General features: G+C 62.1%; 17 protein-coding genes. 5 read left to right on the forward strand and 12 right to left on the reverse strand.

The genetic code is table 11. From position 1 onward, the window contains the following. Positions 1-96 precede the first annotated feature (96 nt). Entirely contained in the window at positions 97-1,470 is a 1,374-nt protein-coding gene (glnA, locus tag V5N47_RS08330) for a type I glutamate--ammonia ligase (RefSeq protein WP_338726802.1), read from the forward strand. 19 nt (positions 1,471-1,489) lie between these two features. On the opposite strand, the gene V5N47_RS08335 is transcribed toward glnA, so the two are convergent. From V5N47_RS08335 to V5N47_RS08350, 4 genes are all read right to left on the reverse strand, one after another. After that, positions 1,490-2,380, reverse strand: a complete 891-nt coding sequence (locus V5N47_RS08335) for a phosphatase PAP2 family protein (RefSeq protein WP_338726803.1) — start codon at positions 2,378-2,380, stop codon at positions 1,490-1,492. Further along, positions 2,377-3,624, reverse strand: coding sequence for a YhjD/YihY/BrkB family envelope integrity protein (locus V5N47_RS08340; RefSeq protein WP_338726805.1), 1,248 nt, complete (start codon positions 3,622-3,624; stop codon positions 2,377-2,379). Before V5N47_RS08340 ends, V5N47_RS08335 begins: the two co-directional genes overlap by 4 nt. A gap of 20 nt (positions 3,625-3,644) precedes the next feature. Beyond that, complete coding sequence (locus tag V5N47_RS08345; RefSeq protein ID WP_338726806.1) at positions 3,645-4,442, reverse strand: YihY/virulence factor BrkB family protein; 798 nt, start codon at positions 4,440-4,442, stop codon at positions 3,645-3,647. 68 nt (positions 4,443-4,510) lie between these two features. Beyond that, on the reverse strand, positions 4,511-5,623 hold the full coding sequence (locus tag V5N47_RS08350) for a tRNA (guanine(26)-N(2))-dimethyltransferase (RefSeq protein WP_338726807.1): 1,113 nt from the start codon (positions 5,621-5,623) through the stop codon (positions 4,511-4,513). Positions 5,624-5,709: 86 nt separating this feature from the next. Between V5N47_RS08350 and V5N47_RS08355 the strand changes: the two genes are divergently transcribed. After that, complete coding sequence (locus tag V5N47_RS08355) at positions 5,710-6,219, forward strand: HPP family protein (protein ID WP_338726808.1); 510 nt, start codon at positions 5,710-5,712, stop codon at positions 6,217-6,219. A 46-nt stretch (positions 6,220-6,265) separates the two neighbouring features. After that, on the forward strand, positions 6,266-6,613 hold the full coding sequence (locus tag V5N47_RS08360; protein ID WP_338726809.1) for a hypothetical protein: 348 nt from the start codon (positions 6,266-6,268) through the stop codon (positions 6,611-6,613). On the opposite strand, the gene hisH is transcribed toward V5N47_RS08360, so the two are convergent. From hisH to V5N47_RS08380, 4 genes are read right to left on the reverse strand one after another with little or no spacing between them, the layout of a single operon-like run. After that, complete coding sequence (gene hisH / locus V5N47_RS08365; protein ID WP_338726810.1) at positions 6,614-7,273, reverse strand: imidazole glycerol phosphate synthase subunit HisH; 660 nt, start codon at positions 7,271-7,273, stop codon at positions 6,614-6,616. 58 nt (positions 7,274-7,331) lie between these two features. Further along, entirely contained in the window at positions 7,332-7,919 is a 588-nt protein-coding gene (locus V5N47_RS08370; protein WP_338726811.1) for a uracil-DNA glycosylase, read from the reverse strand. Between the two features lie 26 nt (positions 7,920-7,945). After that, on the reverse strand, positions 7,946-8,497 hold the full coding sequence (locus V5N47_RS08375) for a DUF99 family protein (RefSeq protein ID WP_338726813.1): 552 nt from the start codon (positions 8,495-8,497) through the stop codon (positions 7,946-7,948). After that, the gene (locus V5N47_RS08380) at positions 8,494-8,670 is read right to left on the reverse strand and encodes a DUF5786 family protein (protein WP_338726815.1); all 177 of its coding nucleotides are present in this window, start codon (positions 8,668-8,670) and stop codon (positions 8,494-8,496) included. The genes V5N47_RS08375 and V5N47_RS08380 overlap by 4 nt, the downstream gene beginning before the upstream one ends. Positions 8,671-8,832: 162 nt before the next feature. Here V5N47_RS08380 and V5N47_RS08385 point away from each other — a divergent pair, with 162 nt between their 5' ends. Both V5N47_RS08385 and V5N47_RS08390 read left to right on the forward strand, forming a co-directional pair. Further along, positions 8,833-9,441, forward strand: a complete 609-nt coding sequence (locus tag V5N47_RS08385) for an MBL fold metallo-hydrolase (protein ID WP_338726817.1) — start codon at positions 8,833-8,835, stop codon at positions 9,439-9,441. A 45-nt stretch (positions 9,442-9,486) separates the two neighbouring features. Continuing rightward, entirely contained in the window at positions 9,487-10,017 is a 531-nt protein-coding gene (locus V5N47_RS08390; RefSeq protein WP_338726818.1) for a GNAT family protein, read from the forward strand. Here the strand turns inward: V5N47_RS08390 and V5N47_RS08395 are convergent. Genes V5N47_RS08395 through V5N47_RS08410 form a run of 4 tightly spaced genes read right to left on the reverse strand, consistent with a single transcriptional unit; the run spans position 10,014 to position 12,260 of the window. Beyond that, positions 10,014-10,163 (reverse strand): 50S ribosomal protein L40e, encoded by a 150-nt coding sequence (locus V5N47_RS08395; protein WP_338726819.1) that lies wholly within the window; start codon positions 10,161-10,163, stop codon positions 10,014-10,016. The two genes, V5N47_RS08390 and V5N47_RS08395, sit on opposite strands and share 4 nt — an antisense overlap. A gap of 54 nt (positions 10,164-10,217) precedes the next feature. Next, positions 10,218-10,715: a DUF367 family protein gene (locus V5N47_RS08400; RefSeq protein ID WP_338726820.1), complete on the reverse strand. Its 498-nt coding sequence runs from the start codon at positions 10,713-10,715 to the stop codon at positions 10,218-10,220. A gap of 39 nt (positions 10,716-10,754) precedes the next feature. Next, complete coding sequence (locus tag V5N47_RS08405) at positions 10,755-11,369, reverse strand: DUF502 domain-containing protein (RefSeq protein ID WP_338726821.1); 615 nt, start codon at positions 11,367-11,369, stop codon at positions 10,755-10,757. 54 nt (positions 11,370-11,423) lie between these two features. Next, the gene (locus V5N47_RS08410; protein ID WP_338726822.1) at positions 11,424-12,260 is read right to left on the reverse strand and encodes a proline dehydrogenase family protein; all 837 of its coding nucleotides are present in this window, start codon (positions 12,258-12,260) and stop codon (positions 11,424-11,426) included. Positions 12,261-12,290 lie beyond the last annotated feature (30 nt).

Consider the following 12,290-nt stretch of genomic DNA (forward strand, 5'->3'; position numbering starts at 1 on the left):
ATTTTACGAATATCCAATTTTCGACGTAAATCAAAGACTTGCACCGACCATTAGTGTTTTAATGATTGAGGTAGTCCGAAGGCGTGTAAGAGAAAGATGACAAACGAAAATATTGCCACTGATGGCGGTCTTTCGGCAGAAGCACAGGCGGTTGTGGATAAAATCGAAGAAAACAATGTTGATTTCCTTCGTCTCCAGTTCACTGACATTCTCGGCACTGTGAAGAACGTCGCTGTCCCCGCCTCGCAGGCGGAGAAGGCATTTACCGAGGGCATCTATTTTGACGGTTCCTCTATTGAGGGATTCGTACGCATCCAGGAATCGGACATGCGGCTCAAGCCCGACCCCGCAACGTTTGCTATTCTCCCATGGCGCAACACCGAGGACAGCGCCTCTGCTCGCCTCATGTGTGACGTCGTCAACACCGGGTCGGACGAACCGTTCAACGGTGACCCACGCTACGTACTCAAACAGGCACTCGCCCGCGCAGAGGAGATGGGCTACAAGGTAAACGCCGCGCCAGAACCCGAGTTCTTCCTGTTCGAGGAGGACGAAGATGGCCGCGCGACGACCATTACGAACGACGCTGGCGGCTACTTCGACGTCGCACCGAAAGACCTCGCCTCCGACGTCCGTCGCGACATTATCTACGGCTTAGAGAACATGGGCTTCGAAATCGAAGCCAGCCACCACGAGGTCGCAGAAGGCCAGCACGAAATCAACTTCGAGTACGACGACGCGCTCACGACCGCAGACAACGTCGCAACCTTCCGCATGGTCGTTCGCGCCATCGCCGCAGAACACGGCTACCACGCGACGTTCATGCCAAAGCCAATCGCCAAAATCAACGGCTCTGGCATGCACACGCACATCTCGCTGTTCACCGAAGACGGCGAGAACGCGTTCCACGACGGCGACGACGAGTTCAGCCTCTCTGCCACGGCAAAGCAGTTCCTCGCGGGCGTTCTCGAACACGCCCCGGCGCTCACCGCCGTCTGTAACCCGACGGTTAACTCATACAAGCGTCTCGTCCCCGGCTACGAAGCACCCGTCTATGTCGCCTGGTCGGACCGCAACCGCTCTGCGCTCATCCGCCGGCCGGCCGCCCGCGTGCCGGCCGCCTCGCGTATCGAACTGCGCTCTCCAGACCCTTCGTGCAACCCGTATCTCGCACTCGCCGTCATCATCCACGCCGGGCTGAACGGCATCGAGCGCGGACTCGAAGCGCCCGACCCGGTCCGCGAGAACATCTACGAGTTCGACGCCGACAAACGCGCAGAGTACGGCATCGACACGCTTCCGGCTAACCTTGGTCAGGCACTCACCGCGCTCAAAGCAGATGAGGACATGCAGGACGCCCTTGGCGAGCACGTCTACGAGAAGTTCGTCCAAGCGAAAACCCAGGAGTACGACGAGTACCGCATCTCGGTCAGCGAGTGGGAACTCGACCGCTACCTCGAGACGTTCTAAGGCGACAATTCACCGCTTTTTATTTGCGATTACTCACGATCGGCAGCGCCAGCAGTCCCGCGATGACGACGGCATTGCCGAGGAGTGAAGCGACGAGTACGTCAGAAACGGTCGTGACGAGCGCGAGCAAAAGGCCGAGAACGGGCAGACCCAACACCGCGGTGGTATAGGCTTCTCGTCTGGTCGGCGTGCGGTCGAGTCGTGGCGAGACGGCCTGCCACGTGAACACGCCGCCGAGCGTCGCCCCAAGCGCGGCAGCCCCTTCGAAGCCAAAGCCCGTCGTCACGAACGCGACGGCGGCGATACCCGCGGCAACCCAGAAGGCGAGTCGGGGGTCTTCGCCCGTGATGCGTCGTTCGATGAGCAGGTAGGTCACCCCGAGCGCGACGCCCGCGAGGATGTCCACGAGGTAGTGGACGCCGAGGACGAGCCGGGACAGCGAGATGAGCGCGACGATACCCGTTGCCGTTGCGAGTCGGCGTCGGAGCGTGCTCACAGCGAGCGTCAGTGCGAGGCCGCCCCAGACGACGGTCGAGCCGAGGGCGTGGCCGCTCGGGAAGCCGTAGCCGTCAGAGACCGCGAGCCACTCGTAGGCGGCGTGGTAGGCCTGCGGGACGAACTGGCTCCCCGGGACGATGTCCGGGGAGGGTGGGCGGGGCAGGGCGAACAGTCCTTTCAGCGCGAGGGTGAGCGAGAGCGCGCCGAGCGTGAGCGCGATGACGTAGGCCATCTTCTCTCGGTCGACGCCGTCGCGCCAGCGTGGGGTTCGCGGGCCGAGCCAGTAGAGCACCGACAGAACGACGAAGTAAACCCAGAGGTCACCGAGTTGGGTGACCAGCGCGAACACTGGCACCAGCAGGTCGGGGATGAGACTGCGCAAAACGTCGAGTTCGCCAAGCCCTCTCGTCATCTGTCTTGTCGCCACGCACTGTAGCGGTCACGCACTCGGCCCGGGACGTTGACCACGTTCCCGACGAGGCCGACGCCGAGCATCACGACGTAGAGGCCGAGCGTCGAGAGCCAGACGACGAGCATTGCGAGGATGGCCCAGCCACCAGAGAGGTAGAAAAACGCCCCGAGGGTCATGATGGTGCCGTAGAGGAGCACGAGATACGGTCCCCAACCGCGGGCGTGGCCTCGGCGCATCCGGCCGCGAACGTAGCGTTCGAGGTCGTTTTCGACCTCGTCGCGCGTGACCGTCCGCTGTTCGATTTCCTCCTCGAACGCTTCTACGTCCGCGCGAAGCGCGGCAAGCTCGTCGGAAACCGATTCGGTGGCCGTCTCTGTGTCGTCGCGTTCGTCGGTCATGCTCGCGGGTTGTCGCTTGTCACCTCGTTGGCCGCCTTTGTGTAACTGCCGGTCTTTCGGTGCGCCGGTTCGCCCGGCGAGGACGGCGTTGATGACGACTCCGGCGAGCAGGATGACGCTCCCGAGGTAGAACAGCGTCACGAGCAACAACACCGCGCCGATGATGCCGTAGGCCTGAAACTGGTCTGCCTGCCCGGCATAGATACGAAAGCCGGTCTGGAGGGCGGTCCAGCCAACCGCCGCGAACACCGCCCCCGGCAGTGCTTCGCGGAGGGAGACGTCCTTCGCGGGCAAAAAGTAGTACAGCGGCACGAACGCCACGGCGAGGACGACGATGAGCGCGAACGGCCCGACGAACTGGAAGATTGGTAACCCAGTGAACGCGATTACCGCGCCAACGACCGCGGTCAGGACGAGTCCCCCCGCGACTGCGATGAGCGTCACGAGGCCGTGTTGCACCTGCTCGACGATGGAGTCTGGCAGCGGGCTGTCGTAGACGTTCGAAAAGGCGATGTCAAGTGCACGGAAGATTTTGAGGCCGCTCCACAGCAAGAACCCAACCCCGATGACGGTCGCGCCGCCCCGCCCGGCCGCGCCGGTGAGCGCGGCGGCGATGAGTGCTTCACCATCCGCTGAGAGCATGCCTGAGAGAGCGTTGACGATTGCGGTGGCGAACTCTTGACCGCCGAACAGCGACCCGAGGGCGAGGGTGAGCAACAGCAACGGGATGAGCGAGATAAACGCATAGTAGGCGAGGCTGGCTGCCAGAAACGTAATCTGCTGGTCTTGTGCCTCGCGGACGATGGCCTTCCCCGTGTCTGCAAGCGTGGCGGCGCGTTGATTCACATGTCTCAATTCGTCAACGACTACAAAAAACTCGGTGGCCCCTCGGGTTCGACGTGGCCGTTGGTCACCGCGTTGTACACCACCCCAAGGAGGAGGAAGATGGCTCCGAGGTACAGCCACGTCAGCACGACGAGCGCGATTCCCGCGCTGCTGTAGAGGCGCGCCTGTCCGATGGTCGTGCTGTAGAGACGAAAGCCGAGGAACAACAGCGCCCACGACACCGCGGCAATGAGCGCGCCGGGGAGCGCCTTGCCAAGCGGCACGGTCCCCTTCGGGAAGATGTGAAACAGCGGGAGGAACACGAGCGTCAGCCCGGGAACGAGAAGCAGCGGGCCGAGATATCGCCAGAATGTGGCGTCAAAGGAGACGGCGAGGGCAACGCCCATCCCGAGGATGAGCGCGACCGCACCGGTCACGGTGATGAACGCGAGCAAAATGTTCTGGACGCGGTCGAGAATCCCGTGTTTCTCGCGGTCGCCATACAGTTCGACGAACACCGCATCGAGCCCGCGAAACAGCCGGAGCGACGACCAGAACAAGACGATTCCAGAGAGTGCCGTCGTCCGCGTGCGGCCCGCGGCGGTCATCACCATTGACCGAATCTGCTCGGTCTGCGCCGGGAGCGCCTTCGAGAGGACGCGCTCGATGACGAAGGCAGCAAAGCCATCGCCGCCCCACGTAGAGAGCGCGATGATGCACAAGAGGGCAAACGGGATGAGCGAGGCGACGGCGAAGTACGCGAGGCTCGCGGCTTTGACGTTCAACTGTTTTTCTTTCGCCACGGTCACGACTGCGTTCACCGAGTGGAGGGCGGCCATTCGATAGATACTCCGTTACCTACGGGGCCTTTCAAGGGTTGTGGCCACACCCCGCTGCCCTTGACAGATCAGCTAAACTGCTCGCGCGCTGCTTGCTCGATTTCTGCAATCGTCGCATCCGTGTGGAAGGTCGTACCGCCGTAGTGTGCCCGTCGCGCTTCGTAGCCAGCGTCTCTGAGTACGTCGAGAAAGGCGTCCATCGCGGGGGCGGAGACGCCCCACTGCTTGCAGATTTTGTGCTGGTCGAAGTGGAAGGGCACGTCGAGTTCGTCTTCGACCGTTGCGAGCATGCGTTCGGCTTTTTTCGCCCGGCCCATCTCCTCGCTCAACTGGTCGCGGACGTTCGCAGTGAAGTGTGGGTCACGGATTTTTCCGAGCCACACCGGTCCCGCGCTCACCATGCTCGTTTCGCAGTTCGGGCACGCTTCGGGTGGATGAGCAATCAGGCCCTGTTCCCACTCGCGGTGCATGCACTCGTTGCAGTGGTGGACGTAGCCGAGTTCGTCCACGGCGTGGTTCGCGTCCGTCGCACGGGGACTGCATTCGAGGTAGACACGGACGTAGTGGCGGGTGACGTGGCTCAGAATGGGGGTGACGCCGACGTCGTAGCGGGCGGCGGTGCGGGCGAGCATCGAGAGGAGGATGCGAAGGCCCATCTCGGCGTGGTAGTCGGTGTTCCGAGGGACCGCGGAGTACTTGCGGACGCCGGAGTTGAAGTGTGCGCCACAGAGCGGGGCGGTGTCGGTCGCGGTCACGCAGACGAGGTTTCGGGCGCTGTTGAACGCGGCGTCCGCGAAGGGCGTGGGCGTCCCGAACGGGTCTACGTCCACGACGTCGAAGCGCTGTTCGTGCATGAGGGCGTTCGCGTTTCGACGGACGGCGGTTCCCGCGAGGTCGTTTCGCGCGAAGTTCTCCTCACAGAGCGCAACGGCGTCCTCGTCCACGTCACAGCAGGTGGCCTCCCAGCCGTCGTTCGCGGCTCTGACCCCGCGGATGCCGCTCGCGGCGGTGGCGTCTAAGTAGGACCTCGCGTACTCGTTTCGCTCGGCGTAGGCTCTGAGGACGGCGATGGTGATGTCTCGGTTCAACTCTTGGTTCGGATTGAAGAACACGGCGTCCTCTATCGAGTCGCCTGCCTGCTCTGGTACGGCGACCTCAATGTCCCCTTCCCGGACGTGCATATCACCTCTCACCGGTCGCAGACGAAAAGCGACACGCTCTCGGGGCGAGCAGAAGGAGTTTTGTTGGTCTATCCGTGAGAACCGGTATGCGTCGTCGTCGCCTGCGGATGAGTCTCTACGCCGGGGTGCTGTTTACGGTGCTTGGCCTCCTTGCGTGGGTCACCGGCCAACCGTTTATCTTCCCGAGTCTCGGCCCCTCTGCGTTCATCCTCGCCTTCGAGGGACGGAGCGCACAGACCGCCCCTCGTCGCGTCATCGGGAGTCACTTCATTGGTTCTCTCGCGGGGCTCGTTGCCTACCTCCTCGTTGCCAACGGCGTCATCCTCACGGACTCGTTTGCGCCGTTTTCTCCGGCAGGGCTTCGCCTCGCCGCGAGCGGCGTGCTTTCGATTGCCCTCACGAGCTTTGCGATGTTCGAGACCGATACCGTCCACGCGCCGGCGTGTGCGACCACCCTCATCGTCTCACTTGGCCTGCTCTCGACGCCGGTGAAAGCCGCAACCATCGTCGTGAGCGTCGTGATTCTCGTGGTGTCACATCGGATCGCACTCGGCTCTGTAGACTGGGTTGGCGTGCGCTTCCCGAGCCAGTCGTAGTCGCACTATCGCATGGGTTTTTGGTACGCACCTCCTACGTTCACGTGTGAACGCGGTCGAACGCTGGCAGTCCGACTTGGAGCAACATGGTTCGTTAGCCCCGGCTATCGTTGACCGCATCATTTCGATACACGGCTCGCGCGGCGTCCGCGCCATCGAAGCCGTCTCGGAACTCAGAGTCAAACAGTACCGGGATTTCACCGTCGTCGTCGGACACGAAGACGAATACGTGATTGAGGGACGCGCCTGTGAGTGTCAGGACGCGGCGTTCAACCTCGACAAGGCCGACCCAGAACAGTTGTGCTGGCACGTCCTCGCCGCGGAAATCGCCCGACGAATCGACATGGTGGACGACCACGACATGTGGTACTCGGACGTGCGCGAATTTTTGTAATCAGTCCGCGATGCAGATGTCCACGAAGTTCTTGAGAATCCTGAGTCCCGCCTCCCCGCTCTTTTCGGGGTGGAACTGCGTACCGAAGATGTTGCCTTCCTCGTTTGCGATGATGGCAGGGAACTCGACGCCGTAGTCGGTCGTGGCGACGATGGCGGCCTCGTCGTCGGGGACGGCGTAGTAAGAGTGGACGAAGTAGGCGTACTCGCCGTCGATTCCTTCCACGAGCGGGTGGTCGCGCGTCACGTTGAGCTGGTTCCAGCCCATGTGGGGCACCTTCTGCCCCTCGCGGAACTTGACGTTGTTTCCGGGGATGAAGTCGAGGCCGGTCACCTCGCCTTGTCCGGCACGGTCTGCTTCCTCGCTCGCGGTCAACAGCATCTGCATCCCGAGACAAATCCCGAAAACGGGTTGGCCGCGGTCTGCGGCGTCGCGCAGGGCTTCACGGTAGGGGCCGGCGTTCTCGACGCCCTCGCGGAACGCGCCGACGCCGGGCAGCACGATGCCGTCTGCCGATGCAAAGCGGTCGGGGTCATCGGTGATTTCGACCGACGCCCCGGCGCGTTCGAGTCCGCGGGTGACGCTCCGGAGGTTGCCAAGACCGTAGTCCACGACGACGATATCGGCCATTGTCGTCTGCTGTGGGGCGCGCTGGCTCATACCTGAGAATTCGTGGTGCAGAACAAGTCCCTTTCCGTTGCGGTGGGTTCTGCGCCAGTCAGAAATCGCCGAGGCGTTTTTGCCCGCCGGTGTCGGTGGTGAACTCTGCGGCCTTCGTGAGCGTCTCGACGAAGGTGTCGGTCTGGCTTCGGTCGTACAGCGTCGCCGCCGGATGCACGCTGATGAGGATGCGTCGGGGCTTGCCCGCGATTGCCTTGTCCACGAGGCTCCCGGCTTCGCTCGTCACCGCGACCGACCGGCCCAAGAGGTGCTCTGACGGGACTTTCCCGAGCGTGACGATGAGTTCGGGGTCGACGCGGTCGATTTCTTTCTCTAGATACTCGCGGCAGTTTGCGAGTTCTTCTTTGCGGGGGTTGCGGTTGTCCGGCGGGCGACACCGCACGCAGTTCGTGATACGGACGATTTCTCGTTCTAAGCCCACGTCGCGGAGCGTGTCAGAGAGGACGGTTCCGCTCCGCCCGACGAAGGGTTCACCCTGTTCGTCTTCCTGTGCACCGGGGCCTTCGCCTACGAACAGAATATCCGCGTCCGCCGGGCCGACACCGTTCACGATTTGTGACCGACACGCGACGAGGTCGGGACACTTCGTACACTCGGTGACGGTGAGGCCGTCCATTTCTCCCATTGCCCGGAAGTGGGCGAGCGGGCTACTTAATTCTCCCACTCGTCGGCCGCCCGTGCCGCGAGTCTGGCCACCCGGAGCGGTTCGGGGCGACCGCCTTCGGGCGTGAACCCGCGGACGATTTCGGCGGCCTCCTCAAGAGAACAGCCCACCGCCCGCACCCACACCGTTTCCGGGCCAACGGCGAGCTCGTGGCGCGGCGGCTGGGCGTCGTAGATGGCCATTCGCGCAGCCAACTCGTCGCCCGAAAAGGCGCCTCTGAGCCCCTGTTCCAGTCCGTCACTGGCTTCGTAGGTGACGGAAATTACCGGCCGTTCCGTTTGCTCGTGTACCCGGTGTAAGTCAACGAGATTGTACCACGCGAGCGCGATGCCAGAAACCATGACGTAGCGCACGTCTTCGCGGGCGAGGCGCTCATAGAGTGCACAGATTGCATCGGTCGCGTCCAGTCCGCCGACCGTACACGTCCCGAAAGAAAAGCCATCGACGACGCGACTGGCGCGTGTGACGACGCCAGCCAGCATACTTCGCTCATCGCGGAACGACTCGGCGATGCCGAGCGCCCGCACGCCCTGCTTCACTGCTCTTTGATTTCCTGTAACCGGTCGAGGAGTTCGTCCGACGACGCACCATTTTCGTAGTCGATGCTCCCATCGTGGTGTGCATCACTGGTCGCTACTGCTTCGCCATCTGATTCGTCACTATCGACTTCTTGCCGTGACTGCTCGGTTTCATCGTAGCTCCCAAATCCCATACCTGTCTCTTGTGGACTCACGCGGAAAAAAGCCACGACACCTGTTGTCTGTAGAACAGTTTTCCCCACGCTGTCGAATTTTCATCTTTCGTGACAAAAGCCGTCCCGTCTAGCACTTGCCTCCCCCGGTAGCCTCAAGAACCCCCGGGTCCACGGGTTTGTATGCACGTTATCAATATCACCGAGGATGCGGAGGTGTTCACCGCGAACGTCTACCTCGTCGTCGGTGACCGGACGGTGCTCGTCGATGCAGGCGCAATGGAGGGCGTCGTAGAGGCTGTCCGAGAGCACACAGACCACCTCGATGCGGTCGTGCTCACCCACCAGCACGGCGACCACGTCGCACAGCTGGCGGACGTTCTTTCGGCCTTTGATTGTGAGTGCTACGCCTACGGCGAACACGAACTGCGAACCAACCACTTAGACGACGGCGAGACCATCCAGATTGGCGACGAGACATTCGAAGCCATCTACACGCCGGGCCACGCTGCAGACCACATCGCGCTCGTAAGCGATTCGACCATCTTCTCCGGCGACGTGGTCGTCCACAACGACGCCGCCTTCGACTACGGCAGCTTCGGGCGCACCGACATGCCCGGTCAGTCGCGCGAACGCCTCATCGAGAGCATCAAAGAAATCTTAGACCGCCTCCCCGAGGGCGTCGAACACCTGTACGCGGGCCACGGCAATGCGTTCCACGGCGACGTGCGCGACGTCATCGAGACGGCGCTCTCTCGCGCAGAACAGCGCACGTCGAAATACCCCGAATAACCCGTCCGAGCAACATTTTTGAGTGCAATCTGTGTCTGTCCAGCCATGCCTGGTGCACTCTATTTAGAAGGCGACGGTGTCTCGCTCTACACCATCGAAGAAGACGACCTCGAATTTCTCCGCGACACCATCAACCACCCGCAGGTTCGCCCGACGATACACAGCCGCGCGCCCATCAACTTAACGCAGGAAACCAAGCATTTCGAAGAGAGCATCTCCGCAGAGACTGCCGCAAACCTCCTGATTTGCGTCGATGGCGAGCGTGCCGGAACCATCGGTCTCGGCCCGTTCGAGGCGGGAGACGGCAACGCAGAAATCGGGCTCGTTCTCGCGCCCGAGTTCTGGGGCGCGGGCCACGGCACAGAAGCGAGTCAGTTGATGACCGACTACGCCTTCCGCGAACGCGGCCTCCACCGCGTGTTTGCGGACGTCCTCGCGTCGAACGAGGCGTCTGCGCGCATCTGGCAGGGCCTCGGCTATCGGCAGGAGGGAACGTTCGAAGAAGCGGCGATTCTGGACGGCGAGCGCGTCGCAATCGAGCGCTACGCAATCCTCGCCCGCGAGTGGCGGGCTTAGGCTGCGCGCCGTTCTTTGCTCTTCGGTCGAAGCTTTGCGTAGCCGCACTTGCGGCATTTCTCTGCGCGTTTCGGGTTGCGGGCGTTACACCGCATGCAAATCATCTTCTCGAGAGTCCGTTTTTCGGCGGATTCAAAGCTGGCCATACTGGCGGGTTACCGCCTGTGGCGGTTAAAAGTTTCCGAGTTGCCCCGAGTGAGTCACTCACCGCGGTCTAAGTACTCCTGTTGGACCTCGACGACCTCCGACGAATCAGCACACTCTGCGTAGCGTCGAAGCGGTTCCTCGTTCATCTCGAGGAACGTGTGGCCCCAGCGGAACTTCGACAGAATTTCTGCTGCGTGGTCGTACTCGCCGAGAATCGCGAGTCCCGCCGCAAACGCCTCAACCGTGTTCAATTGGAAGGGCTTGCCGTAGTTCACCGGATTCGCCGCGACGAGGAACGGGAGTGCGCGATGTTCGCCGCGCATCGTGAACATCGCTTCGCCCGCCGTTTCCCACGAACAGTCAAGCGCGACGAGGTTCGACTGGCCGGCGTCGGCGGGCGAGAGCGCCTGCTCTGCGTGTGGATTGAGAATCACACCGTAGGGCGTGGCCCGTGCCGAGCGATGGAGCTCACAGAGGTCAAATCGCGCGAGCTTACGGGCCGTGCACTTCTTCGGGTCGTCATCGCCCTCGTAGCGGACGTGCAGGTTCACTGCTCGCCGGTAGGGCGTGAGAAACTAAAGGCGCTCCGTTCAGTCGTCGCCGGGTGCGGGTGTCTCGCCGTCCTCCTTGACGTCGATTTTCACGCCCGCGGAGTCGCGATTCTCACCGAACCCAGCAGAGAGCACGCGGATGAGCGCGTCTTCTACCTTCTCGTCTACCTCCTCGAAGCGGTCGGATTCTGCTTCGATGACGAAGCCAGTCGTGATGTTCGGTGAGGTCGGTAAAAAGAGCACCTCGCGGCCATCAGGGGCGAGTTTCCCCGTCTTGAACGCGGTCATCCGAAGCCCGTCCCACGTCTCGACTTTGACGGGTTTTTGGAGGTCCTCGGTGCCGGTGAGGGCCGTCTCGATGGCCATCTTCGAGGCGTTGTAGACAATACGAAGGCCCGGCAGTCGGTTCATCAGCCCGTCGATGGTATCCTCTACGAAGCTCCCGAACGCGGTGCGCATCAGGTAGCCCACCGCGAGGACGAACAGGGAAAAGACGATGAGCGTCAGAATGACGCCGAGCCAGATCGGTTGAATGTTGGCAACGCCTGAAATCGACGCAATCAGGATGTACAGTCGGAAGACCACGTACGCCACGACGAGGATAGGGATGAGGACGACCAGGCCACTGGCCATATCACGTTTCCAGGAGGCCATTTGGCGTACCAACACGCCCCACGATTATCAGCCCTTTCCTTCGCACCTGTTGGCTCAGCGACCAACAATCGCCCGCACCGCGAACAACACGTTCTCCTTTCGCTCCATCACGCGGCGGTAGAAATACTGCGCCCAACGGTCGCCATAGGGAACGTACTGCCACATCTCGTACTCATCTGCGAGGTCGTACTGCGCGTCGGTGCGGACGCCCATCAGCATCTGAATCTCGAAGTCGGTGCCGTACTCGTCGTGGAGTTCTTTCGCGTAGGCAATCATCTCCGGGTCGTGGCTCCCGACGGCGATGCCGCCCTCGAACGACTCGAACATGAATTTGAGATACTCTTTGTACGCGCGGTTCACGGCTGCCTTGTCCTTGTACGCGATTTCCGTTGGCTCGTCGTACGCGCCTTTGACGAGGCGAATCTTCCCGGGGACGTCGGCGAGGCGGGCTAAGTCTTCGCGTGTGCGCTTCAGATTCGCTTGAATCGCCAGCCCGACGCCGCCTTCGTGTTTGCGTGCGAGTTCGCAGAACACGTCGAGCGTGTCGTCGGTCGTCGTGTGGTCTTCCATGTCTATCCAGACAAACACGCCCTTCGCTGCGGCGTGGTCGACGATGCGCGTGACGTTTTCTGAGAATACGTCTGCGCCGAAGTCGAGCCCAACCTGCGACGGTTTGACTGAAATGCACGCATCGAGATTCGCGGCTGCAATCTCATCGACGAGGTCGATGTACACGTCGGCGTCGGCGTCTGCCTCCGCGCGTTCTGCGTAGTGTTCACCAAGGAGATTGAGAATCGCCTTTACCCCCCGTTCGTTGAGTTTTCGCGCGTGGTCGAGGGCGGTCGCCTCCGTCTCCCCTGCCACGAATTTGCTCGCGATGGGCGGAATCATACCGGCACTTTTTGCGCTCTCCTCTTCAGA

The sequence above is a fragment of the Haladaptatus sp. DJG-WS-42 genome (assembly GCF_037198285.1).
GTDB lineage: Archaea > Halobacteriota > Halobacteria > Halobacteriales > Halococcaceae > QDMS2.